Source organism: Protofrankia sp. Cas3 (genome assembly GCF_963555955.1).
Classification (GTDB): Bacteria; Actinomycetota; Actinomycetes; order Frankiales; family Frankiaceae; genus Protofrankia.
Genome location: NZ_CAUVXP010000009.1, coordinates 1 through 22754, shown reverse-complemented (window position 1 = coordinate 22754; position 22754 = coordinate 1). Strand labels below are relative to the sequence as shown.

At 68.2% G+C, this 22754-nt stretch carries 24 protein-coding genes; 13 read left to right on the top strand and 11 right to left on the bottom strand.

Translation table 11 applies throughout. The features are described from left to right. Nucleotides 1–42 precede the first annotated feature (42 nt). From U9983_RS03405 to U9983_RS03385, 5 genes are all read right to left on the bottom strand, one after another. Nucleotides 43–1122 (bottom strand): ABC transporter ATP-binding protein, encoded by a 1080-nt coding sequence (locus U9983_RS03405; RefSeq protein ID WP_322752610.1) that lies wholly within the window; start codon nt 1120–1122, stop codon nt 43–45. Next, the gene (locus U9983_RS03400) at nt 1119–2180 is read right to left on the bottom strand and encodes an ABC transporter ATP-binding protein (protein ID WP_322752609.1); all 1062 of its coding nucleotides are present in this window, start codon (nt 2178–2180) and stop codon (nt 1119–1121) included. The genes U9983_RS03405 and U9983_RS03400 overlap by 4 nt, the downstream gene beginning before the upstream one ends. Then, nucleotides 2173–3084, bottom strand: a complete 912-nt coding sequence (locus U9983_RS03395) for an ABC transporter permease (protein ID WP_322752608.1) — start codon at nt 3082–3084, stop codon at nt 2173–2175. The genes U9983_RS03400 and U9983_RS03395 overlap by 8 nt, the downstream gene beginning before the upstream one ends. Further along, a complete protein-coding gene (locus U9983_RS03390) occupies nt 3081–4103 on the bottom strand; it encodes an ABC transporter permease (protein ID WP_322752607.1) in 1023 nt (340 codons plus the stop codon). The genes U9983_RS03395 and U9983_RS03390 overlap by 4 nt, the downstream gene beginning before the upstream one ends. An 89-nt stretch (nt 4104–4192) precedes the next feature. Continuing rightward, nucleotides 4193–5749 carry an ABC transporter substrate-binding protein gene (locus U9983_RS03385; RefSeq protein ID WP_322752606.1) on the bottom strand — a complete coding sequence of 519 codons (1557 nt, stop codon included), beginning with the start codon at nt 5747–5749 and terminating at the stop codon, nt 4193–4195. A 798-nt stretch (nt 5750–6547) separates the two neighbouring features. On the opposite strand from U9983_RS03385, the gene U9983_RS03380 reads away from it, so the two are divergent. After that, the gene (locus U9983_RS03380; protein WP_322752605.1) at nt 6548–6805 is read left to right on the top strand and encodes a hypothetical protein; all 258 of its coding nucleotides are present in this window, start codon (nt 6548–6550) and stop codon (nt 6803–6805) included. Here the strand turns inward: U9983_RS03380 and U9983_RS03375 are convergent. Then, a complete protein-coding gene (locus U9983_RS03375; RefSeq protein WP_322752604.1) occupies nt 6784–7713 on the bottom strand; it encodes a hypothetical protein in 930 nt (309 codons plus the stop codon). The two genes, U9983_RS03380 and U9983_RS03375, sit on opposite strands and share 22 nt — an antisense overlap. 374 nt (nt 7714–8087) lie before the next feature. Here U9983_RS03375 and U9983_RS03370 point away from each other — a divergent pair, with 374 nt between their 5' ends. Beyond that, nucleotides 8088–9023: a sulfotransferase gene (locus U9983_RS03370; RefSeq protein WP_322752603.1), complete on the top strand. Its 936-nt coding sequence runs from the start codon at nt 8088–8090 to the stop codon at nt 9021–9023. 292 nt (nt 9024–9315) lie between these two features. On the opposite strand, the gene U9983_RS03365 is transcribed toward U9983_RS03370, so the two are convergent. Then, on the bottom strand, nt 9316–9723 hold the full coding sequence (locus U9983_RS03365) for a limonene-1,2-epoxide hydrolase family protein (RefSeq protein WP_322751275.1): 408 nt from the start codon (nt 9721–9723) through the stop codon (nt 9316–9318). Nucleotides 9724–9803: 80 nt separating this feature from the next. Here U9983_RS03365 and U9983_RS03360 point away from each other — a divergent pair, with 80 nt between their 5' ends. Both U9983_RS03360 and U9983_RS03355 read left to right on the top strand, forming a co-directional pair. Further along, the gene (locus U9983_RS03360) at nt 9804–10448 is read left to right on the top strand and encodes a TetR/AcrR family transcriptional regulator (protein ID WP_322751274.1); all 645 of its coding nucleotides are present in this window, start codon (nt 9804–9806) and stop codon (nt 10446–10448) included. A 212-nt stretch (nt 10449–10660) separates the two neighbouring features. Further along, nucleotides 10661–12400 carry a SpoIIE family protein phosphatase gene (locus U9983_RS03355; RefSeq protein ID WP_322752602.1) on the top strand — a complete coding sequence of 580 codons (1740 nt, stop codon included), beginning with the start codon at nt 10661–10663 and terminating at the stop codon, nt 12398–12400. A 158-nt stretch (nt 12401–12558) separates the two neighbouring features. Here the strand turns inward: U9983_RS03355 and U9983_RS03350 are convergent, their stop codons facing one another. After that, nucleotides 12559–14568, bottom strand: coding sequence for a rhodanese-like domain-containing protein (locus tag U9983_RS03350; protein ID WP_322752601.1), 2010 nt, complete (start codon nt 14566–14568; stop codon nt 12559–12561). Nucleotides 14569–14908: 340 nt separating this feature from the next. On the opposite strand from U9983_RS03350, the gene U9983_RS27700 reads away from it, so the two are divergent. The 8 genes from U9983_RS27700 to U9983_RS03310 all read left to right on the top strand — a co-directional run bounded on the left by U9983_RS27700 (nt 14909) and on the right by U9983_RS03310 (nt 19152). Then, the gene (locus U9983_RS27700) at nt 14909–15004 is read left to right on the top strand and encodes a putative leader peptide (RefSeq protein WP_416210996.1); all 96 of its coding nucleotides are present in this window, start codon (nt 14909–14911) and stop codon (nt 15002–15004) included. Nucleotides 15005–15376: 372 nt separating this feature from the next. Continuing rightward, nucleotides 15377–15943, top strand: coding sequence for a cysteine dioxygenase family protein (locus U9983_RS03345; protein ID WP_322752600.1), 567 nt, complete (start codon nt 15377–15379; stop codon nt 15941–15943). Nucleotides 15944–16014: 71 nt separating this feature from the next. Further along, entirely contained in the window at nt 16015–16356 is a 342-nt protein-coding gene (locus tag U9983_RS03340) for a rhodanese-like domain-containing protein (RefSeq protein ID WP_322751481.1), read from the top strand. 375 nt (nt 16357–16731) lie between these two features. Next, complete coding sequence (locus U9983_RS03330) at nt 16732–17088, top strand: type II toxin-antitoxin system RelE/ParE family toxin (protein ID WP_322752599.1); 357 nt, start codon at nt 16732–16734, stop codon at nt 17086–17088. A gap of 19 nt (nt 17089–17107) precedes the next feature. Continuing rightward, the gene (locus tag U9983_RS03325; RefSeq protein WP_322751473.1) at nt 17108–17413 is read left to right on the top strand and encodes a helix-turn-helix domain-containing protein; all 306 of its coding nucleotides are present in this window, start codon (nt 17108–17110) and stop codon (nt 17411–17413) included. A 14-nt stretch (nt 17414–17427) separates the two neighbouring features. After that, nucleotides 17428–17709 carry a hypothetical protein gene (locus tag U9983_RS03320; RefSeq protein WP_322752598.1) on the top strand — a complete coding sequence of 94 codons (282 nt, stop codon included), beginning with the start codon at nt 17428–17430 and terminating at the stop codon, nt 17707–17709. 201 nt (nt 17710–17910) lie between these two features. After that, nucleotides 17911–18384, top strand: coding sequence for a hypothetical protein (locus tag U9983_RS03315; protein ID WP_322752597.1), 474 nt, complete (start codon nt 17911–17913; stop codon nt 18382–18384). A gap of 306 nt (nt 18385–18690) precedes the next feature. After that, nucleotides 18691–19152 (top strand): hypothetical protein, encoded by a 462-nt coding sequence (locus tag U9983_RS03310; RefSeq protein ID WP_322751476.1) that lies wholly within the window; start codon nt 18691–18693, stop codon nt 19150–19152. A gap of 43 nt (nt 19153–19195) precedes the next feature. Here the strand turns inward: U9983_RS03310 and U9983_RS03305 are convergent, their stop codons facing one another. The 3 genes from U9983_RS03305 to U9983_RS03295 form a co-directional block, all read right to left on the bottom strand. After that, nucleotides 19196–19399, bottom strand: coding sequence for a hypothetical protein (locus U9983_RS03305; protein WP_322751477.1), 204 nt, complete (start codon nt 19397–19399; stop codon nt 19196–19198). Between the two features lie 85 nt (nt 19400–19484). Next, on the bottom strand, nt 19485–19883 hold the full coding sequence (locus U9983_RS03300) for a hypothetical protein (RefSeq protein WP_322751478.1): 399 nt from the start codon (nt 19881–19883) through the stop codon (nt 19485–19487). A gap of 193 nt (nt 19884–20076) precedes the next feature. Continuing rightward, a complete protein-coding gene (locus tag U9983_RS03295; protein WP_322751479.1) occupies nt 20077–21666 on the bottom strand; it encodes an MFS transporter in 1590 nt (529 codons plus the stop codon). 118 nt (nt 21667–21784) lie between these two features. Here U9983_RS03295 and U9983_RS03290 point away from each other — a divergent pair. After that, on the top strand, nt 21785–22754 hold a 970-nt coding region (locus U9983_RS03290), incomplete at its 3' end, for a MarR family winged helix-turn-helix transcriptional regulator (RefSeq protein ID WP_322752596.1).

Below are 22754 nucleotides of genomic sequence, written 5' to 3'. Positions count from 1 at the left end.
CTGTGTGCTTTCGGCTGTGTGCTTTCGGCTATGTGCTTTCGGCTATGTGGCTGCGCCGATCTGTTCGCGCCAGGTGGCGACGTGATGACAGGCTGCCGTCCAGCCTCCGCGGCCCGGTTCCGGCCGGTCGGGGACGGCGCGCAGTGCCGGGGCCCCGGCGCAGACCTCGGTGGCGAAGGGGCACCGGTGGGCGAACACGCAGCCACCGTTGGTCAGGGGACGGCGCGAGGTCGGGCTGCCGGCGGCGTCGGGCCGCAACTGCGCGGGAGAAAGCCGGTTCTCCCGCCGAATGCTCGGGGCGGATGCGATCAGAAGGGCCGTGTAGGGATGCCGGGGCCTGCTGAACACGTCCGCGATGGGACCGTCCTCGACGACCCGCCCCCGGTAGAGCACGACGACGCGATCGGCGATGCCGGCCAGCGAGCTGAGGTCATGGGAGATCAGCAGAATCCCGACCGTCAGCTCCCTGCGCAGTCCGTCGAGCAGCCGCAGAATGTGGTTGCGGTTGGAGGCGTCCAACGCGCTGACCGGCTCGTCGCACAGCAACAGCCGCGGGCGCCTGATGACGGCGCGGGCGATGGAGACCCGCTGCCGTTGCCCACCGGAGATCGCACCCGGCCGGCGGTGCGCGACCGTCGGGTCGAGCCCGACCCGACGTAGCGCATCGACCACCCGTTCGGCCCGCTCGCTGCGGGTCCCATCGCCGGCGATCGTCAGCCCCTCCGCCACGCTGGCACCGACGGTGAGGTCTGGATCCAGTGAGCGCAGCGGGTCCTGGAAGACGAACTGGATCGCTCCTGTCCGCCGGAACTCACCAAGGGCACGGCCACGGAGCCGGGAGATGTCCCGACCATCAAGGACGACCCGGCCGGTGTCAGGCTTGCCGAGCCCGACGATGGCTCGCGCGAACGTCGTCTTGCCCGATCCCGTCTCGCCGATGACACCGACGATCTCGCCGGCGCGGACGGTCAGCCCGACATCGGCCAGTACGGTGACCCGACCGCTGCCGCCGGGCCGGGGAAAGGACACCCCGAGGCCCTCGACCGCCAGCAACGGCACCTGCGGCAGCTCAGCCCGTCCGACCTGGATGGGCAACGCAGTGGCCAGCCTGGAATCGGTCATGCGACGACTCCTGCTCCGCTCAGCACGATCTCCTCGGCCCGGACGCACCGCACGGCCCGTCCATCCCCCGCTCCGGTCAGTGGCACAGGGCCGGAACGGCACTGCGCCGTCACGAAGGCGCACCGGTCGGCGAACCGGCAGCCGCTGATCGCGGCACCGACCGGTGGCGGCTGGCCCTCGATGACGTCGAGAGTCCGCCGTTCCCAGTTCCCGACCGACGCGACCCGCAGCAATGCCTCGGTGTAGGGATGCCGTGGCGCGTCCAGCACCTCGGCGGTCGGGCCGGTCTCGATGAGCTCGCCCGCGTAGAACACCAGCAGCCGGTCGCAGAGCTCGGTGATGACAGCGAGGTCGTGCGAGACTGCGAGGACGGTCAGGCCGCGGTCCGCCCGCAGCCGTGCCAACAGCTCCAGCACCTCGGCCTGGATCGTGACGTCGAGCGCCGTGGTCGCCTCATCCGCGACGAGCAGCTCCGGTTCGCCGGACACGGCGATCGCCAGCACGACCCGCTGCAGCATGCCGCCGGAGAGCTGGTGCGGGTACTGCCGGTACACCTGTTCGGGTTCGTGCAGCCCCATCGTCTCCAGCAGTGCCACCGCTGTCTGGTGTGCCTCCCGCCGCGAGCTGCGACGCTTCACCCGCAGTTGTTCGGAAAGCTGGTGGCCCACGGTGTGCGAAGGATTGAGGTAGGACGCCGGGTCCTGGAAGACCGCGGCGATCCGCGTCCCGCGCAGCTCCTCCCAGGCCCGCCGGGGCAGCTCGACCAGCGAGCTGCCGGCGAAGTCGATGCTGCCGCCGCTCACCGCGCAACCCGGGGGCAGAACACCGAGCACCGACCGGCAGGCCAGCGTCTTGCCACTGCCGGACTCCCCGACGATGCCGACCGCCTCGCCCCGCCGGACCTCGAACGACACGCCGCGCACGGCTTCGGCCCGACCGTCGGCCACGGTGACCCGCAGGCCGTCGACCGTCAACAGGACGCTGTCCGCCGGCCCCGCGGCGGTAACGGTACCGGTGGTTGTCCGGGAGGCGGTGGCCGTGCGGCGGAGCCTATGCATATGTCTCCTCCCTGGCAGGTACGGCGGTGGCGGTGGCGGTGGCGGTGGCGGTGGCGGGAATGGTCCCGCCGGCCGCCTCGTCGTCCACCGGGACGCCGGCGGTGTCCCGGATCGCGTCGGCGATGGCGTTCAGGGAAGCCACCGTGATCATGATTGCCGCAGCGGGGATGGCCGGTGACCACGGCTGCTGGGCAAGGAACCCCAGGTCGCTGGAGAGCATCCCGCCCCAGGTGGGGGCGGGCGGCTGCACGCCGATGCCGAGGAACGACAGCGACTGCACGGCCAGCAGGGCGCTGGCGGCCGCGTTGGCGGTGGTCACCGCGATCGTCGGGAGCACCTTGTTCCAGATGTGCGTACGGATGATCCAGCCGCGGGATGCGCCGAGCAGCTCGGCGACCTCGACGTACTGGGCCGCGGTGAGCCCCAGGGTCACGGCTCGGGTGATCCGGAAGAAGAGCGGGGAGAAGAGCACCCCGATGGCGAGCATCGCCTGATGGGAGCCGTTACCGATGATTCCGGTCACCGCGATGGCGAAGATGATGTAAGGCAGCGTCATCAGCGTGTCCGCCGTCCGCTGCACGGCCCATTCGAAGATTCTGCCGCAGACGACGGAGGCGAGTCCGGTGGGCACTCCGAGCACGAAACCGACCACGACCGCCTCCAGCGCACCCACCACCGAGCGGCCGGTGGCGTCCATCAGCCGGCTGAGCACATCCCGGCCGAGGTAGTCGGTACCGAACCAGTGCCCGCCACTTGGTCCGCGCAGGACGGCGGAGGTGTCCTGCGCGAGCGGGTCGTGTGGGGCGAGCGCCCCACCGGCGACCGCGAGCACGGCCACCAGACCGAGTATCACCAGTGCGATCTTCGTGGACCGCAGCCGTGCAGCCCGCCGCAGCGTGGTCACGGTGTCCTCCTCGCCTGCGGCCGTAGCCGCACGAGTGCGCCGTTCACCAGCACATTGGAGACGACGACGATGACAATCGCGGCGAGCAACGTCCCCTGGATCAACGGGATGTCACCCCGACTCGCCGCGTCGAGCCCGAGTGTGCCCAGGCCCGGCAGACTGAAGACCACTTCGGCGACGACCGTGCTGCCGATGAGAATGGGAATCCGGATGCCCAGCACGGTGAGCGCGGGGCCCGCGGCGTTACGCAACGCGTGGCCGAACACCACCCGCCGCCTCGACAGGCCGCGCACGACCGCGCCGGTCACGTAGTTCTCTCCCATCGCCCCGACCAGCGAGGTGCGCAGCTGGCGGGCGATGTCGGCGGCAAGATCCGCGGAGAGCGCGAGCCCCGGCAGGATGATGAACCGCAGCCATTGTCCGGGGTCGTCGGTGATCGGGACGTACCCTCCCGACGGGAGGATGGGGATCATCACCGAGAAGAGCACGATGAGACCGATGCCGATCACAAACGGCGGCACCGTCGACGCGGCGGCACACAGCGCGGTGACCGTACGGTCCAAGCGCCCCCCGTTGTTCAGCGCTGCTGCGATGCCGAGCGCGCCGCCTGCAAGGACGGCAATCGACACGGCGACGAGGGCGAGCGACACGTCGACCGGCAACGCTCGGCCGACGCTGTCGGCCACCGGGAGCGTGGTGAAGTAGGACCGCCCGAGATCCCCGGTGAGGGCATGCCCGAGCCAGCTGACGTACTGGACCAGGAACGGCCGGTCGAGGCCGAAGTAGTGGTTCATCCGGGCGATGTCCGCCGGGGTGGCGGTTACACCCAGCACTTCCGCGGCCGGGTTTGTGTCGGTCAGCGCTCCCATCCCGTAGGTGATGAACGTGGACAGCAACCCCACCGGCAGACCGATGAACAGGGCTCGGCGCAGGCCGTGCAGCGCCCGCGCGGTAGCCCCGGGCCGCAGGCGGGCCGGGGCTACCGCGGGTAGCGCCGGGGGGAGGTCAAGCGTCGTCATCTCACCTGTTCCATCAGTCAGGCCGGTCAATCAGTCAGGCCGGTCAATCAGTCAGGCCGGTCAATGAATCCCGACGGTCGAGAAGCCGGTCAGCTTACCCGGACACCCTCGAATCGTTGGGCCATCAGGTAGCTGCCGAGCTCGGACACGTTCTTCTTCCGGGCCAGAATGCGGGGCTGGGTGTAGAGAAAGATATTCGACATCTCCTCTACGGCAATCTTGGTGGCGGCCTGCAGAACGGTCGGGTACGACGGATCGTCCAGCGGGGTTCCCTGCACCTTCTGCAAGGCGGCTTTGAGTACCGGCGGGGTGGATCGGCCGGGGTTCATCAGGCCCGTATCCCCGAACAAGACCTGAAACGCCTGTACGGCGGAGTCCCGGCCGGCGAACCCGTCGGCAACGAACGCCTTCGCGTGCTGGACGTAGACGATCTGGGTGAACTGGGCCTGCGGGATGGCCTCGATGGTCACCTTGACACCGACCTTGGCGAGCTGCGCCTGTATCTGTTCCGGCAGTCCGGCCGGGTCGTACGCGGAGAGCGTGATCTCCAGCCCGCTTCCGTAGCCGGCCTCCGCAAGCAGGCTCCTGGCCTTGTCCGGGTCATAGGGAAACTCGTTCTCCAAGGCCGGGTTGTACCCGACATACCCCTTGGGGAAGGGCTGGTAGTTCACCTCGCCGAACCCGAAGGCCGCCGTTTCGACGATGGCTTTCCGGTCGATGGCATGTTTGAACGCCTGGACCACCCGCGGATCGTCGAACGGTTTCTTCGCGTTGTTCACGTCGAGGACGGTCACGACCAGCGAGGGGATGATTTGGACCTCGAGCCCGGCCGCCTTCGCTGCGGCCACCTGGTTGCCGGGGATCTGGGCGACGTCGTACCGGCCGGACTGCAGCCCGGCGATCACGGTTGCCTTGTCCGGGAGCGGGTACAGTTCGAAATTATCCAGGTGGATGTTCGCCTTGTCCCAGTATCCGTCGAAGCGGGTGAGCTTCGCCGACCCGTTCGGCACATACTCGGTGAGCCGGAACGGCCCGGCACCGACCGGCTTCGTGGCCAGTGAGTTCGCGTCCTTCTCGAACACGGTCGGGCTCACCACCATGCCGGTCTTCCCTGCAAGCAGGCTGGGAACCTGGTAGTCGGTGACGGCCAGCTGGATCGTGACGGTCCGGGCGTCATCGTCCGCGGTCACCGTCTTGACATTGACGAGTTGCGGCGCGATCAGGGAACCCTTGAAATCCCGGCCCCGCTCAAGGTTTTTCTTGACCGCGGTGGCGTTCACCGGTGTGCCGTCGCTGAAAGTCAGTCCGGCGCGGAGATCGAAGGTGATCTGGGTGCCGTCCGCGTTGTATTTCCACGACGTGGCCAGCGCCGGCACCGCGTTGGCCTTCTCGTCCAGCTTGGTGAGCCCCGCGTAGGCCAGCGAGAGGGCGTGCACGTCCCACCCTGCGGAGGAGGTCACCGGGTCCCAGGATGTGGGCAGCGCCCATCCCCACCGCAACGTCCCACCGTCCTTGCCGGCGCCCGGGGCCGCAGCGCTGTCCGCGCCGCAGGCGGCAAGCAGGAAAGAGGAGCCGGCAAGCGCTCCGAGACCGAGGAAGCCGCGGCGTCCGATAAGCATTGATTCGGCTCGCGGTTGTGCGTTCACGGAGGCCGCTGTCCTTTCTACGTATGTGGGCATGCAGCAGAGGACTGCAGAACAAAATGGACAGACTGGACATGTGACAGTGGCGAGAAACCGGCCACGGCGACTCGAAGATTTTCCTCGCGATGCACGCACCCCAACCCTCTCCTTCATCCACGCCCCTGTTTCCGGGCACTCTTGGAGCGCCCGGATGTGTGTCCTCGGCGAAAGGATGATGGATGGGCGCTGCCAGACACCGGAGAAACGGAGACGGTCAGGCTGCGCGCGAATACCTCAGGACGCGGGATCCGGACCCGTTGTCAACCTGGGAGGACGGGACGGGCCGTCAGCGGACAGTTGTCAGCGACAGAGAGCGCTGGACGTTCGCCGGTAGTCCACGTAACGGCAGACTACGGGGAGGAATCTCGACCGCATAGGTGAACATTGCCCGATCAACCACCGTGGCGTCAACAGCCCGAACATGCGTGACAGATCGAGTCGTACCGCGTCCCACCTGCCGGGCATGTCGGTCCTCGGTGCAGCAATGCCTGACCTTCAAGGCATTTTCACCCGCCAGGGTGGAGACATGCGACCTGAAGGACTTCACCCGGTTACCATCAGCCACAGATCAAGCGCCTCTAACGTGATGCACGTCACTTCCGGTGCGGTCCCACGAGCGCGTTCCGGCGACACGACGATGGCCAGCGCCAATCGAGGGGTCACCCTCCCGTCCCGGCTGGCCGGCAAGCTGGCACGACAGGGTCGCTGAGGATCACCGAGGAGGAGGCACCTGATAGCCCCGGACCTCATCCAGGACGCCTGGTGGTCTGTTCGTCACACGCCCTACCGCCGCGGGCACAGGCGGACCAGTGGCCGCTACCGCCGCCGGAACGCATCTGGGCCGCCTGGGACACTGCCCGGGCGACGATCGACGACTTCGACCCGGACCTGGTCGTCATATTCAGTGGGGACCACCGGCGGACGTTCCGGGACGTGATCCCGACGCTCTGGGCCTTTGCCCCGACGGGCCGACGCCGACGTGCGACTGTCAGCTACCGTTATATCTGCTGCGGTGGCTGATGTTCGGTGCGCAGTTCGTGGGCGCCGTCGGGTCGGGATGCCTCGTAGTACAGCCGGGCACCCCCGTCCGGAAGGTTAACGACGTTCATGTAGCGCAGCGCACCGTCGCCGTGTGGAGACATCGCCACCGGGCTGTCCCCGACCGGGTGGAAACGGTCCACGGTGACGCCGACGGCAAGCCCGGTGCGTTCGGACCAGTTCTCCTCTGCGCTAGCCCGTCCGTCGTAGAGGGCGACCGGCTGCCTGCCATGCACGAGCACGGCGCTGATCCGGACGCCGCGTCCGTCCCAACCGCCGGGGCGGGGCGAGAGTGCTGTGCCGCGCCAGCTCCAGGAGATTCCGTCGGCACTGGTGGCGTGACGGCTGTCCATCCGGTCGGTTGCGTCGGCGTCGTCGAGTGGATGGCAGGACGCCCACAGATGCCACTCGCCGTCCAACCAGGCCACGACAGGATCCTTCACCGCGGTCCGGGCGTCGCCGGGCAGGACGGTACGGCGGCGCGCCGGGTCGAACCCCGACGGTGTGTCCGCCTCGAGGACGTCGACCCACCAGTGCGGGCTGTCCGGGGTCGCGCAGCTCACATACAACCGCCAGGTTCCCTGCGGTGTCAGCACCAACGCGGGGCGTTCAAGTGAGTCGGCCCCGAACAGCTCGCGGCCTATGGTGGCGATCTCGGTGAAATGCTCCCCGTCGGCTGACCGGGCGATCACCACGGCATACCCGCGGCCCTGGCCGATCGGCCGTCGGAGCCGGTAGGCAAGGTAGAAGATGCCATCCACCAACAGTGCGCTCGGCGCCCCCGCCCAGAAGCCCGGTCCGTCGCCGGGAGGAGATATCGCGGTCGCCGCCGACTCCCATCGGGGCAGCGGCACGTTGGGCACGGTTCGCGCAGTCTGGTATGTCACCACGCGGCGAAGCCTACTGTTCGAGTGAACAAGGTGTGCGTATCGCCGGGCACCGGGTCCACCGGATCTCGTGATCCAATTTTCTCGACTGGATTAGTCGACTATGGACGAGAAGTCGGCGCGCGTGCTCTACTAGAGCCTGCCGGTGCGGTGCTGCACCCGAACGCCGGGCCAGCCGTCGACCTGGCCTGGTCGCTTACGCGGGCTGACTCCCCACGCTGCTGGTGACCGCAGTCAGCCGGGTGTGGGCCCGGCCCCGTGGGCCGTCCCGTTTCCCACTCGTGCTGATTCGGTCATGGCTACCCGATATCAAAAGCCCTCTTTACCATATCTCACTGCGCATGACGTCAGATGATGTCAGAGGAGCGTTTCCGTCGATGCCTCTCCCGGACTTCCTCGTCATCGGTGTGCCGAAAGCCGGCACCACCGCGCTCCACGCCGCGTTGAGCCGCCACCCGCAGCTGTTCCTGCCCTCGGTCAAGGAGCCGAAGTTCTTCCTGTCCGACGGGCCGCCGCCGGCGCGAGGCGGGCCGGGTGACGCCCAGACCTACTCCGAACACGTCTGGAAACAGGCAGGATACGAAGCGCTGTTCGCCCCGGCGCCCGACGGGGCGCTGCTCGGTGAGGCCACACCGTTCTACCTCTACGACCTCGACGCGCAGAACCGCATCGAACGGATCATCCCCAAGGCGAAGCTCGTCGTCCTGCTGCGTAACCCCGTCGACCGGGCACATTCGAATTGGACGCACCTGTGGGCCGCCGGCCTCGAGGCTGAACGTGACTTCGTCCGTGCCTGTGCGCTCGAGGAAGGCCGCAAAGCCGATGGGTGGGCGCATTTCTGGCACTACGTCTCCCAGGGACGCTACGGCGAGCAGCTCGACCACCTGTTCCGACGATTTGCGCGCGAGCAGGTGCTGCTGCTGCGCTACCGGGACCTGCGCGACTCCCCGGTCCCCACGCTGGACCGAGTGTGCGAGTTCCTCGGCGTCGAGACCGGCCTGCTCGACGCGGTGCCATCCGAGAATGTGACGCCCTTCGTCGCCGACACCCGTACCAACGCGATGCTGCGGGCGCTGCTGCGTAACGGCGGAAAGGTCGGCCAGCATTTCCCCGTGTCGCTGCGCAAGGTGGCCCGGGGACCGCTGCTGACGCTGTTGCAGCGCGAGCGTGGAGGCCGGCCGCAGCTCACCCCCGAGCAGCGCCGAGCTGTCCTGCCGTACTTCGTCGAGGACATCGCCCGACTCGAGCAGATCACCGGCCTGTCCTACGCGGACTGGCTGGCAGTGGGTCAGGAGTCCGACATCATCGACTAGGCCGTCAACGAAGGCAGCACCCGGCGCGGTCACCCCGATCAGTGGTCGGCCTCAGCCTGCCGGCCCCACTCCGGTGAGCGCAGCCGTGCCGACCGGGGCGGTTCACTACTACCCGACCGGCTCTCAACGATGTGAATCCGATGCTTCTGTAGCAGCATCAGATTCACATCCTTCAGCCCCGTGCACCGATGCGTTCTGGGCTGGTGCGCTGGGTGGGAGTGCCCTTCCGGGGCTGCCCGTTCCCGGCGCTGCCTGTCTAAGCCCCGCCGGGAAGGCCGCGCCAGGTCGATGGTCAGTAGGTCGCGGGGACCAGCGCGCTGGTGTCCGCGCCGCTCATCATCTTGGCGGGCAGCGCTGTGTCCAAGTAGTCGGTCCACCGGGTGATTACACCGTCACGGACGACGAAGGTACCCATGACCGGAACGCCCCTCACACCGTCAGGAGTCCGGATCATGTCAAGGCGTTCAGTGAGGACCACGTCGCCATCGACCGCCATATTAATCATTTTGTACTCGTAGGCGTCAGGAAACATGGCGAACTGGCCGGCGAGGTCGTCCAGCACGGCTGCGGCGCCGACGGCCGCAGGCATGCCGGTGTTCTGGTAGACGGCGTCCCCGGCGAGAAACGGCCGCAGCAGAGCAGGGTCACGCTTGGCCATCAGGTCGCAGAACTCGCGGACGATACGGGCTGAGTCACTCATTACGTCCCCATTTCAGTACACTCAGTGACATACAGACTGTATGTTGCCCATACAACCTGTAGGCGGACCATACTGGAGAGGTGGACAGCGGTCAACGGACGTCGACATCCCGCAGTGCCGTGCGAGCGGCGCTGGTCGCGGAACGCGCGGAGGCCACGCGCTCCGCCCTGGTCGCGGCGGCCCGGCGGCTGTTCGTCGAGAAGGGCTACTTCGACACCAGCACCGAGGAAGTCGTCGCGGCGGCCGGCGTCGGCACCAGAGGGGCGCTCTACCACCACTTCGCCGACAAGAAGGCGCTGTTCCTCACTGTCTTCGAGCAAGTTGAGGAGGACGTCCTCGCCGCGGCGGATACCGCCACCACCAGCAGCAGCGGCGACGCCCTCGCCCGCCTCCGGCACGGCCTCCTGGGATTCCTCGACGCGTCACTCCAACCCGAGGTACAGCGCATCCTGCTGATCGACGGACCCGCCGTCCTCGGCTGGCGTGAATGGCGAGCGATCGAAGAACGCTACGGACTCGGCGCGATCCACGCCCTCCTCGACCTCGCGGTGACAGAGGGAACCGTGCCTGCCCAACCGCTCAACGCTCTCGCCCACATCCTGCTCGCCGCCATTGACGAGGCGGCCCTGTTCATCGCCAGCGCCGACGACCCGGCCGCCGCGAAGGACCAAGCCGTTGCCGCCGTGGACCAGCTACTTACGGGACTGAAAGTCACCAACCGCTAGGGCGTGCTGATGGATGTTGGTCGATGCGGGCGATGATCCATCAGATATGCCCAAGAGCCACCCCCCACCGCCAGGTGCCGTTGCGGTGCCGGTACTCCCGTTCGCGCAGAAGATGGACGTGTCCCACACTTGTACGCGTCTCTACCCGCCCGAGCCTCCGGCGACGACCGGCAGCTCATGTCCCTGGCAGGACCGGTCCCGACATGAACCCGATGCCGCAGCCCGGCGGTCAGGCGCCCGAGGACCTTCGTACGTCTCGGCCTGGCTGGCCCGTCCCGCCGACATCGGGCCGCTGGGAAGAGGTGCTGCTCTGTTCGCAGGTGTTCGACGCGGCGCCGATCATACTGTCGGTCATCGATCGCGGCCTGCGGATCCGAGCCGTGAACCAGGCCTGGGTCAGGGCCTTCGGCCTGTCCGCCGAGAAAGCGATCGGCAGGCGTGTGTCCGAGTTGTTCCCGGACCTCGACCCTGTCAATGCGGAGCTGGACCGCCTGGTCATGGCGACCGGTGAGGCGATCATCGACGATGAGGTGACCACGGCGATGCCGTCGGACCCGTCGGACCAGCGTGCCCTGCGGGTCTGCCGCTACCCTCTTCACGACTCGACAGGAGCCAGAGTCGCGATGGGTGTGGCAGCGGTGGACGTGACCGACGAACACCGCGCGCAGGCCGAACGCGACGCGGTGGAGCGGCGGCTGCTGCTACTGAGCCGGGCGAGCGGGCTGCTCGGCGCGTCGCTGGACCTGTCCGCAACAGTCCGGGAGATAGTCACGCTCGTCGTCCCGGAGTTCGCCGACATCTGCGAGTTGTACCTGGCCGACGAGCCCTATCCCCTGGATGCCGACCCCGACCCGCTCATGCTCCGCCGGGTCGTATGGGCCCACTCCTCGAATCTACCCCGACCGCCTCCCGATCTGGACCTTCCACAGTCGGGCGAAATGATCAACGTGAAGGGGCGTCCGTCGGGGCAGGTATTCATCACCGGCCAACCGGTCCGCATCGACATCGACGACAGGCTGTTCGACGCCTCCCCCGCGCCGCGCGTAGCCGCGGTGATCCGGCACTTCCGGCTTCGGTCCGCGATCGTGGTGCCGCTGCTGGTCGGCGGGGAATACCTCGGAAGCGTGGGGTTCGGCGTCACCGCGACGCGGCCCTACGGCGAACAGGATGTCCAGACCGCGGCGGAACTGGGGAGCCGGATCGCGAGCGCGATCGCGAATGCGCGTGCCTTCAACCACCAGCGAACCGCCGCGTTGACGCTACAACACGCACTCATGCCGCGCGACATCCCAACCGTGGAAGGTCTCGAACTGGCATGGCGCTACCAACCCGGCACCAGCGGCACCGAGGTGGGTGGCGACTGGTTCGATGTCCTCCCGTTGCGGGCCGGACAGATCGCGCTGGTCATCGGCGACGTCATGGGCCGTGGCCTGGGCGCCGCCGCCGCCATGGGGCAGCTGCGCACCACCGCCCGGGCCCTCGCCCGTCTCGACCTGCCCCCCACCGCCGTGATGACCGAACTCGACGCCGTCACCCGGAGCATCGAAACCTTCGCCAGCGTGCTGTACGTGATCTGGGACCCGGCCGGCGCCACCCTGACCGTGGTCAACGGCGGCCACCTGCCCCCGGCCCTGCGCCATCCTGATGGCACCGTCGCACTCCTCGACGGCGCCCACGGGATCATCCTCGGCGTCGACGAGCAGACGTTCACCGAAACACATCACCGGTTCCCCGCCGGATCCACCCTCGCCCTGTACACCGACGGCGTGGTCGAATCCCCCGCCGTCGACATCGGCGAGGGCTGCCGACGGCTGCTGCGCGTCCTGTCGGAAACGGCCGACCTGTCCGCCACCGCGGACCGGCTTCTGACGCTCATCAACCGCAGTGGCGGCTACGACGACGACGTCACCCTCCTGCTCGCTCATGCCCGGCCGGAGCGAGCCACCCGGTGAGCCGCACCGGAGCATATGGGGACTCGTAGGCGTGAAGACACCGCTCCGTCGGTGTTCCACCACATCCAGCGCGGGAACGTTCCCACAAACCAGGCTCTCCGACCGGCTCTCAACGATGTGAATCCGATGCTTCGATAGCAGCATCAGTTTCACATCCTTCAGCCCCGTGCACCGAAGCGTTCTGGGCTTTCCCGCGCGACCGGAGGATGGGGTTCCTGGATTGCGGTGGCGACGGGCAGGTCAGGGTCGGACGACCACGCCGACCACGAGCCCGGGAACAGCGCGGATTCAAACCCGGCCACGGCGAGCGCGGCGATCTGGTGGGCCGCCGTCACCCCGGACCCGCAGTAGACCCCGACGGGCTCCGACGTACCGACACCCAGCGCCGCGAACCGGGCACGCAACGAGGCCCGAGGCAGGAAATACCCCTTCTCGTCCAGGTTGTCCCCCGTCGGCGCGCTGACCGCGCCCGGGATGTGTCCCGCGCGCAGGTCGACGGGCTCCACCTCGCCGCGGTAGCGCTCCGGCGCGCGGGCGTCGAGCAGGACGCCCTCGCGGGCCATCCGGGCGGCGCCGTCGGCGTCGAGGGTCGGCAGCGCTCCCGCGGTGAGCACGACGTCCCCGGGAACCGGAACGGTCTCGCCGGCTTCGATCTCGAAGCCGGCCTCCCGCCAGGCGCCCAGAGCGCCGTCGAGGATACGCACGTCGGCGACGCCCGCCCAGCGCAGCAGCCACCACGCCCGCGCTGCGGACTGTCCCCCGTTGTCGTCGTAGACCACAACCGGCCGCCCGGCGGTCAGGCCCCAGCCGCGGGCTGACCGCGCCAATGCCTCGACGTCGGGGAGCGGATGGCGTCCGGCCATCCCGCCCGGCGCGGCGGCGAGCTCGGTGTCGAGGTCGACGTAGACCGCGCCCGGCAGGTGGCCCTCCCGGTAGTGGTCACGCCCGCGCGGGTCGCCCAGCGTCCAGCGGACGTCAAGCAGCAGCGGCGGCGCGGCCGACGCCAGCTCATCGTGCAGTCGCTTCGCGTCGACGAGCACCGCTGGAAGGAGCTCGGGTCCTCTTGGATCGCTCCACTGGCGGGAGGCTTCGCCGATTGTCCCGCCCGCTTTGCTCGGGGGTCCACTGGCGTCGCTCGGCCGACGCGCCGACGCCAGCAGGGCCGCGAGATCGGCCTGGTCGAGACTGCCGGGAGGCGTCCCGGTGAGCGCCGCGGTGGCGATCCGCTGCGCCACCCCCGCATTGATCGGTGCGTCAAGGCCGTGCAGGCGGGCAAGCAGCACGATCTCGCCGTTGAGGAAGTCCGACTCCACCGACCCGCTGCGGGCCAGGCTCTGCCAGGTTGAGCTGCTGTGCCGCTCGTGGCCGGGAACGTCGTGCACGACCAGCTGGGACAGGTCAAGAGTGCTGTCCGCCGCCACATCTACGGCCGCGATCCCGGCCGCGGCGAACGCCGCCCGCGCCTCGTCCACCAGTGCAGCCGCCGCCGCGTCGCGCAGCTCACCGGGAGCGTAGAGCGCATCAAGATTGTAGGCCAGGTTGGCGAGCAACTTGCCGGCCTTCCAGCGGTCGATGTCCCCGACCACCCCGACGGCGAACGAGCCCCGGCGCAGCTGCGCGGCGATGCGCTCCACGACCGGATCACTGCCATGCGGCGCGCGGCCGAGGTAGAAAGCACCGGCGATCGGTGCGCCCGGGGACACGACCTCTCCGGCCCGCAGATGCGAGGACGGGATGAGAACAACCGCATCGACCACCATGGCGAACCGCCGCAACGCCGTCCGAGCGTTCTCAAGCCCGTTCTGCAGCAACAGGATCGGCAGTACCTCCGCGGCCGTGCGCACGGCGCCGTGCACGGTCACCGGGCACCATGCCCACTGCTGTAGCAGCGCTTCAGAGTCCTGCGACTTGGTGGCGAGCACCAGCACATCGTCCGCGTGCAGGTCGACCTCGTCCGGCCCACCGGCGACGTCGAGCGCGATCCGCCGGTCGGAGTCCGGCCGGATGTAGCGCAGCCCCTGGGATCGCAACGCGGCGAGGTTCGCTCCCCTGGCCACCACGACGACCGGAATGCCGGCCCCGTCCAACTGCGCGGCGACGGTCGCACCTACGGCACCCGCCCCGATGATGATGTATCTGGTGCTGATGGCGCTGCCTTCCCTTCGCATCGGTAGGTCTAAAGCGGATGTCGGCCGCCTCAGGCCCGGGTTGCCGGGCGCTCTTACTCGTCCAGGTGCAGACTCCCGAGCGGGCACGGGCTGGAGGATCAGCGACAGCGGCTGCTCGCGCTCCGCCCGAAGTCGATGCAGCGGCGGCGGGTCAGACGCGAAGAAGCGAGCACACCCAGCACTCTCGGTAAATCGACATTGTCAAGTCAAGAAGTAGACAAGTGATTTACGCCACAATGATAGACAGACTGGCGGCGGCCGCCAGACCCACCGATCACTCGCCAAATTCTCCACTGAGAAAGTCGACAATGCACCCCGTGCTCCGCTAGCCTCACAGGTCATGAGCGGTCGCACCGTCCTGGTCAGCCGCCCGCACGTCGACTACGTACGGGTGGCCAGCGCACTGTGTCTGCGCTGTCGTATGCCTACCCGGTAGCCAGGACGATCCGCGAAGGCCGCCGGCGGGGCGCAAAAAATGATCATACGGCCCCTGGCTCACTCAAGCCAGACTGCCCGATCCATTGCGGCGAGTGTGACTGACAGTAGTCGCAGCCGGCCTGCCTCCCGGCGTCCGGCACCCGACGTTCGACCTTTCGACGTCGTTTTCGGCCTGCCACGGTGACCACGGTGGCCTCGCCAACCTGATCGGGGAAGCCGTTTCGCCGCAGGAGCACTCCCGCCGCTGCCTCACCGCGGGCTCCCCTCCCCACGCCCCACGGACCTACCGCCGTCACCGGCCGTCACAGCGTTCAGCCATGCCTGCCGTGTCTGTGCCAGCTACCCGTCCCACCTCTGGAGGTACCGTCTCGTGACCACCGCTGCACCCGTGGACGTCGACCTCGACCTCGACCACAGCGGCATGACCACGGCGCCGCCCGCCCACGCCTGCGTGAGCAGCCGCCGCCCGACGGACCTCGCGCTGATCGTCCGCCGACTCGTAGCACACCGGGACAACTGGACACCACTGGTTCGCTTCAACCCGACCCGCCGATCGTCCATGCTGTTGGACGCCACATCCGACTACCAGGCATGGCTTTTGACCTGGCTACCCGGCCAGTCCACCGACCTGCACGACCACGGCGACAGCGCGGGCGCGTTCACGGTCGTGGCCGGCGTCCTCACCGAACTGACCGTCGTCCCCGGTCGGTCCGAACCCCTGCGCCCAACCGCCCTCGCCAGTCCAACAGCCTTCGCCCCCGGTCAGGTCCGCTCCTTCGGCCCCGCCCACGTCCACGACATCAGCAACACCGCCAACGCCCCGGCGGTCAGCATCCACGTCTACACGCCAGCGCTGAAGTTCATGCGACGCTACGCCCTGGATCCACACGCGGGACTCGTCGAAATCGGCCGCGAACGAGCAGGAGTCGACTGGTGACCGTTACCCCGCAGCCCCCGGCAGGGGCCCGAACGATCGAACAGATCCTCGCCGACACCCGATCCAGACTGATGCGGCTCACCCCCACCCAGGCAGACCAGGCACGCCGGCAGGGCGCGGTCATCGTCGACATCCGCCCGGCCGCACAACGCGCGACCGAAGGCAAGATCCCCGACGCTCTGATCGTCGAACGGAACGTACTCGAGTGGCGCTTCGACCCCACCAGCGACGCCAAGCTCCCCGAGGCCACCGGCTACCACCTGCAGATCATCATCGTGTGCTCGGAAGGCTACACATCCAGCCTCGCCGCAGCCTCCCTCCACGACATCGGCCTGCAGCACGCCACCGACGTCATCGGCGGATTCCGAGCGTGGGCCACCGCCGGTCTACCGACACACCACACCAAACCGTAAACTCAGAGTATCCGAGGGGGACCTTGCCCATTCCTACATGATCGACCATCGCGCGATCCTCGCCCTCTCGGCGGCACGATCACCTTCAGGGCAGGATGGATAGCTCCAGCTATAATAAGTAGAGCTATCAACATGAGGGCGGCATGGCGACCAAGCCCGTGGAGATGTTCGACCGCGGCTTCGAATGGCCGGAACTCCTCGAAGCCGCCGAGTTCGGACGGGCTGGCGAACCGGCCCCGAAGTCGTTGCAGAAGAAGAACGGCCGTCGGCCCGGCGGGCAGGAAGGCCACGACGGGGCGGCGTTGGCACGGGCCGTAGAACCTGACATCGTCCCAACGCATGAACCCAGTATAGGTTGTGTCTTATACTGGGTGCATGCGTTGGGATGTGCGGCTGCTCGACGATGTCGAAGCATGGCTGCTGGATCTCGACGACGACAGTTACGACCTGGTCGCCGCGGCGATCGACAAGCTCGCCGACGACGGTCCCACGCTGGGTCGTCCCCTGGTCGACCTGGTCAAGGGCTCTCGCCACCACAACCTGAAGGAGCTACGTCCCGGATCTGCCGGATCGAGCGAGATACGTGTCCTGTTCATCTTCGATCCGGCGCGACGGGCGGTGCTCCTCGTCGGTGGCGACAAGTCCGGCGATTGGAGCGGCTGGTATGTCCGAAACATCAAACTCGCCGACGACCGGTATGACGGCTGGCTGCGTGGTGACTATGACCGCTGAGGCAACGGGAGGCCTGGCCGTGACAAGTACCTGGAACGAGACTCGGGCCAAGCGACCTCCTCGCGAGGACAGGGTCGCGGAGCACCGCGCCCAGATCGACGCCGAGGTACGCGCCTACCGGCTGCGGGAGATCCGCGAGGAGCAGGGTCTCACCCAAGTCGAACTCGCGGAGCGGATGCATGTCAAGCAGCCGTCCGTGTCCGATCTTGAGCGTGGCGCGCTGGATCGCGCCGGGCTGTCGACCATCCGGGCCTATGTGGAGGCACTCGGCGGAAAAATCGAGATTATCGCCGACTTCGGTGACCGACGAGTCGTCCTCAGCTGAGTCGGTGCCGGACGATGAGCCGGTACGCCTACGACCCCGCCCGGCGTGCGGTCGTCGTCTCCTGGGCCACCGGAACCGGCGACCTGGCCGCAACCGTCGCCACGCTGCCCACGGCAACCGCCGGCAGCGACGCCCTGCGACTGGCCGAACAACTGACCTTTCTCGCCGCCGCGGCCTGGCGCACCTACGCCCACCCGGCCAGCGCCACGGTGAGTTTTTCCAACGCTGTACGTGTGTTCCGGCAGTCGGATTTCCGACATCCAACATGCCGTAAGCCGGCGCCCTCAAGGCAGTGACCAGCGGGCTTCCCCGAAAGGCGCGTCAGCCCGACCTTCAGGTAGCCGTACGTAACCGTCTGGAGCCGCTATTCTTTGATGAAAACTCAGGCTGGCCGGGGGCGCCCGCGAAGGCGTTGTTTCCTGAGCTTGTTCGCTCCCGACCTGCGCCGTACCGCAACCGTGAAAAATTCAATGAGCGGACCGGAGGGTAGGGTGCAGATGACCCGACGCCAGCGGCGGAGAACGCTTCGAGCCGGCTCTGGCGTCGGGGCCGTTCTTGCCGGGCTGCTCGCGTCGTTCGGGCTGTGGTTCGCGGTGCCGGCCTACATCGCCGTTGTACTGGGTATAAGACTGTTCGCCTGGCCCACCATCTGCGGTGCGTTTCGGCCCCGAACGGCCGGCGACGAGACGTGCCGGGCGCTGGTCAACGGGAAATTCACGGGGTGTGACAGGCACAGGCTGGACAAGGCCCGCGACCTGTCAGCCGTTCTCGACCCGCGTCACCCGGCGTCTCCCTTACCGACAATGCTACGACTGGTCCGCGGGCGCCGTATGCCAAACCCCGCACCCGCCCTGACCTCCGCGCCGAGGAACGTCACGTTCAGAAACGCGCTGAGCATCTACGGGATCATCGTATGCGTGGTGATTACTGCCGTCGGTGTCGCCGTCTACATCCTCGCCCGGTCGCTCTAAGGCTGCAAGCCCGAACACGGAAACCATCCGACGAGATTCGAGAGGATTTATACATGGCCGGTAGGCGGATCGGCGGGATAGACCCGGCGACTGGAAGCCCGGGTGGGAGTGAGCCGGCCAGGAGAACAGGGCCGGGAGTCCTCGTCACGGTCAGCGTCGCAGTAGCCCTTGTCGGTACCACCGTCTCCGCGAGCGGCACCGTTGCCGCCAGCGGCGGCACCACGGACGGCCCGGTCGTCGGCATCATCAGCCGGATCATTATCCAGGTCCGGGGAACGTCCCCGCGGGTCGTCGCAACGCCCCACTGTGGAGATCAGCACGCAGGACCTCCGGTCCACCGAGGTCCGGCTGGCCCGGCACGGTCTGCGGGCCACCGGACACCTGCAGTACGACGGCAGCGACTGTGCCGAGCACTCGTACGGGATAGTCCATGATTTTTTCCTGCGACGGCCGTGCACCGCTCTCTACCGGGCACAGTTCGAGGTCCGGGACAAAAAAGGCGACGTCGTGTTGGTCGCCGTTTCCTGGGTCAAGATGCCCGACGAGGACGGCGCCCGCTCCTACCAGCAGCTCGTAGACACGGGCGGCACCGGCAACATAACCGAACTGTCGCGGGAGGATGGACGCTACCGCACGGTCCGCTACACGGGGTATCAGTACGTCTCCCGCCGCAACGGCACGGTCGTCGCCAACGCCCAGGCCGAACCCGTCGCGCGGGGCTGGACAGGCCTCGCGCTGACATCGATCGCAGACAACGCCATCCGATGACCATTGGGCTCACTTCCCTGGCACGGACGCTCCGTCTGTCGCCCTACGCCGGAGCAGCGGGGCCGCCTCGCCCCCGCCAGTCAGCCTCGCCCACCGCCGCCGCCGTCGCACCAAATGCGGGGAGCAGCGTCGTGTTCAGGCCCATGATGAGCTGGAGACGATTATGCATACGTTGGTACTGGTTCTGCAGGTTGTTCTGCTGTTGCCGAAAATCCTCCATGAGGAGGTCGGTCCAGGTCAGGGACATAACCCACCGCTCCTTGGAAGTCGGGATGGCTGGGACATCCCGTCGGCCGGCATGATCGGTAATGCCGACCTCCGGCGTGGTGGTATCAAGGCTTCGTCCCCCGCCAGGTGAGCAGGACGAAGACGTCCAGCACGGTTTTGTCATCGAAGTAGAGAATGAAGGTGTCGGTCGGCCCCGGCGGGACGTCCCAGGCGCGCTTTCCGGTGGTCGCGGGGTCGTTGCCCACAGCGCCGCAGAGCAGTCCCTTCAGCTCGTCCCGGAAGGTGAGCCTAACCGCGCGGGACTTCTTGTCCTCTTCGTCATGGGGGTTGTCCTGGTCCCATGCGCGGTCCACGACGACCAGCGACTGTGTCGCGTCCCCACCCCCGTCCCGGCCAGGGGAGCCGCCGGACGGCCCGGTTCCCGGCGCGGCGGTCAGACCTGCCCCCGCCACATCGGCCGGCGACGCCGACGACCGGGCCGTCATGTGCTCGGCTGGCGTCACGCGCCCGCTGACCTCCTCGGTGCGTCGACCGACATCGACGTATCTCGATCTGTGTTGTTCAGGTCGAGTGTCCGGCCGGGACGGCGTCGCCGGCATCCGGGAACTCCCCAGGGTTTGCGGCGACAGAGCCGGTCCGTCTCCGCCGTGTCGAGGAACTGCCCGGTCTGGGCCGGGGTCCAGACAATCACCGGACTCAGCCGTTGACCCGTGCGGCACCCACCGGAGCCGGTTGGCCGTCCCCGCCAGGGCCACGACCGCCACCGTCGCCACCACCGGCCGGGCCGCGGACGACGAAGTCACGCTGTCGGATGAGGACGAGCGACAGTCCCGCCGCCACGAAGGCCGTAACAGCTGCGACCAGCAGAACCTCGTTCAGCCCGGCGACGAAGCCGGCGTGCGCGGCGACACCGATCGCGGCGCGGGCGGACGGCGGTGCGGCCGCGACCGCCGCCTGGATGCCACCACCTGACACCGCCTGGGCGATGTGGCCAGCCTGCTGGGCCACGGGCGTACCGGCGAGGCTGACGGTGACGGTGTCGCGCATCTGGGCACTGAAGATCGAACCAAGGCCGGCGATACCGGTCGCGATCCCGACCTGACGGAAGGTCGTGTTGATCCCGGACGCCATGCCGGCGCGTTCCGGCGCCACCACACCGACAGCGGTGGAGGCGAGCGGAACGTTGACAAAGCCGGCGCCGACACCGGCGACAATGAAACCGGGGATGAAGTGGGTCCACCCGGAGTCGACGGTCAGGCCGCCCATGAGCAGCAGGCCCGCGCCGATGGCCACGAAGCCCGGGCCGATGAGCAGCTTGGCCGGCACGCGTTCGGTGAGCCGTCCGGCGATGGCGGCGGCCACGAAAATCGCCCCACTGAGCACCAGGAAGCGGATGCCGGTGGCGACGGCCGACAGGCCGAGCACGCTCTGCATGTACAGCACGAGATAGGTGAACATCGAGAAGAGGCTGGCGGACAGCCCGAACGCGGCGAACAAACCCCCGTCGAAGGTCGGCTTACGCAGCAGGGTGAGGTCGAACATCGGCTGGGTCTGGACGGCCTCGGCGACGCCGAACGCCACCAGCAGCACAGCCGCCCCGATCAGGCACCCGGCGACCTGGGCCGAGCTCCAGCCGTCGGTGCTGCTGCGGATGAGCCCGTAGACCAGCGCGCCGAGCGCGCCGGAGAACGTCACCAGGCCGAACCAGTCGACCCGACCGGCGTGCGGATTGCGGGACTCGGCGACCGTGAGCAGAGTGATCGCGACCGCGACAACGCCAACCGGAAGGTTCACGAAGAAGATCCATCGCCAGGACAACCCGCTGGTCAGCACCCCGCCGAGGACCGGGCCCACAGCGACCGCCACGCCGGTGACGGCCCCGAAGACCCCGAAGGCGACCCCGCGGTCGCGGCCGCGAAACGCGTCGGCGAGCAGCGCCAGGGACGTCGCGAACATGATCGCACCGCCGACACCCTGCCCGGCCCGGGCCAGGATGAGGAACAGCGAGGTTTGCGCGAGGCCGCACAGCAACGACCCGACGGTGAACATGGCCGTGCCGACGGCGAACATCAACCGTCGACCGAACCGGTCCGCCAGCGAGCCGGCCGTCAGCAGCAGGGCGGCCAACGTCAGAGCGTAGGCGTCGATCGTCCATTGCAGGTCCGACAGCGAGGCGCCGAACGCCCGCCCGATGTCCGGCAGCGCCACGTTCACGATCGTGACGTCAAGCAGCAGCATGAAGACGCCGATGCAGACCGCCGCGAGCGTCCACCACTTCCTCTGCACGGTTCCTCCCCAGACAGGCCTCTTACAGATACTTGTTTAACTATCAACTAGCCTAACTATCAACTACCATAGGGACAAGGCCGAGCGTGGCCGCCACGCCTGACGGCCGGAGGGATGCATGATTGGGGAGCGCGAGCCGGCGGTTGCGACGGTGAACGCCGTGCCGGTGAACGCCGTGCCGGTGAACGCTGCCGGGGCAGCCGGGGTCGGCGCCGCGGAGCCGGGCGGATCGACGTACGTCCCGGCGGTGCTCGCCGGTTCGGTCGGGTACCTGCTGCGGCTCGCGCACGAGCGGGCGCGAGCGGACGCACAGGCCTTGCTGGCGCCGGGCCAGCATCCGCGCGAGTACGCCATGCTGGTCGCCATCGACGCCGACGGAGCGTACTCGTCCCAGCAGCGGCTCGCCGAGCGGCTGGACGTCAACCGGACCGCCATGGTCAAACTTGTCGACCGACTTGAGCAGGCCGGCCTGGTCGAGCGTCGCCGGAACCCGGCCGACCGACGTAGCTACGTCCTTGTGCCCACCGACGCCGGCCGGGCGCGGCTGACCGCGATGAGGCCCGGGCTCGAAGCCGCCGAGCGGCTGTTCACCGCCGGCCTGACCCCGCCGGAGCGCGAACGGCTGCACGGCCTGCTGCTCCGGATCCTTGTCGGGCCGGGTCACCCGTCCGGGCTACCCGAGGCGCTCACCGGCCGAAGCACCTTCCTCGTCGTCCACGCGCACTACCGGGTCCACACGATCGCGTCTCGTCTCCTGGCACCAGTGGGCATCACCCCACGCCACGTCGGCGCGCTTGCCGTCATCACGAACGACACGCCGTGCTCCCAGCAGCACGTCGCCCACGAGCTGGGAACCAGCGGGGCGGTGATGGTCGAGATCGTCGACCACCTGGAGGCCCGCGGCCTCGTCGAGCGCCGGTCCTGTCCAACTGACCGCCGGCGCTACGAGCTGTCGCCCACCGCCACGGGCAGGACCGTCCTGTCCAGCTCCTGGGAACTGATCACCGAAGCGGACGCGCATCTCACCGCCCCGCTGCCCAGGTCGGAGGCGGCCCAGTTGCCGGCTCTGCTGCACCGTCTACTGCGCT

Coding starts and splice junctions, on each gene's coding strand:
- U9983_RS03390 (WP_322752607.1), bottom strand. CDS start 4,103: ATGACGACGCTTGACCTCCCCCCGGCGCTACCCGCGGTAGCCCCGGCC.
- U9983_RS03370 (WP_322752603.1), top strand. CDS start 8,088: ATGCCTCTCCCGGACTTCCTCGTCATCGGTGTGCCGAAAGCCGGCACC.
- U9983_RS03305 (WP_322751477.1), bottom strand. CDS start 19,399: ATGTCCCTGACCTGGACCGACCTCCTCATGGAGGATTTTCGGCAACAG.
- U9983_RS03330 (WP_322752599.1), top strand. CDS start 16,732: ATGCGTTGGGATGTGCGGCTGCTCGACGATGTCGAAGCATGGCTGCTG.
- U9983_RS03315 (WP_322752597.1), top strand. CDS start 17,911: ATGACCCGACGCCAGCGGCGGAGAACGCTTCGAGCCGGCTCTGGCGTC.
- U9983_RS03355 (WP_322752602.1), top strand. CDS start 10,661: ATGCCGCAGCCCGGCGGTCAGGCGCCCGAGGACCTTCGTACGTCTCGG.
- U9983_RS03405 (WP_322752610.1), bottom strand. CDS start 1,122: ATGACCGATTCCAGGCTGGCCACTGCGTTGCCCATCCAGGTCGGACGG.
- U9983_RS03340 (WP_322751481.1), top strand. CDS start 16,015: ATGCGGCTCACCCCCACCCAGGCAGACCAGGCACGCCGGCAGGGCGCG.
- U9983_RS03365 (WP_322751275.1), bottom strand. CDS start 9,723: ATGAGTGACTCAGCCCGTATCGTCCGCGAGTTCTGCGACCTGATGGCC.
- U9983_RS03350 (WP_322752601.1), bottom strand. CDS start 14,568: ATGCGAAGGGAAGGCAGCGCCATCAGCACCAGATACATCATCATCGGG.
- U9983_RS03320 (WP_322752598.1), top strand. CDS start 17,428: ATGAGCCGGTACGCCTACGACCCCGCCCGGCGTGCGGTCGTCGTCTCC.
- U9983_RS03400 (WP_322752609.1), bottom strand. CDS start 2,180: ATGCATAGGCTCCGCCGCACGGCCACCGCCTCCCGGACAACCACCGGT.
- U9983_RS27700 (WP_416210996.1), top strand. CDS start 14,909: ATGAGCGGTCGCACCGTCCTGGTCAGCCGCCCGCACGTCGACTACGTA.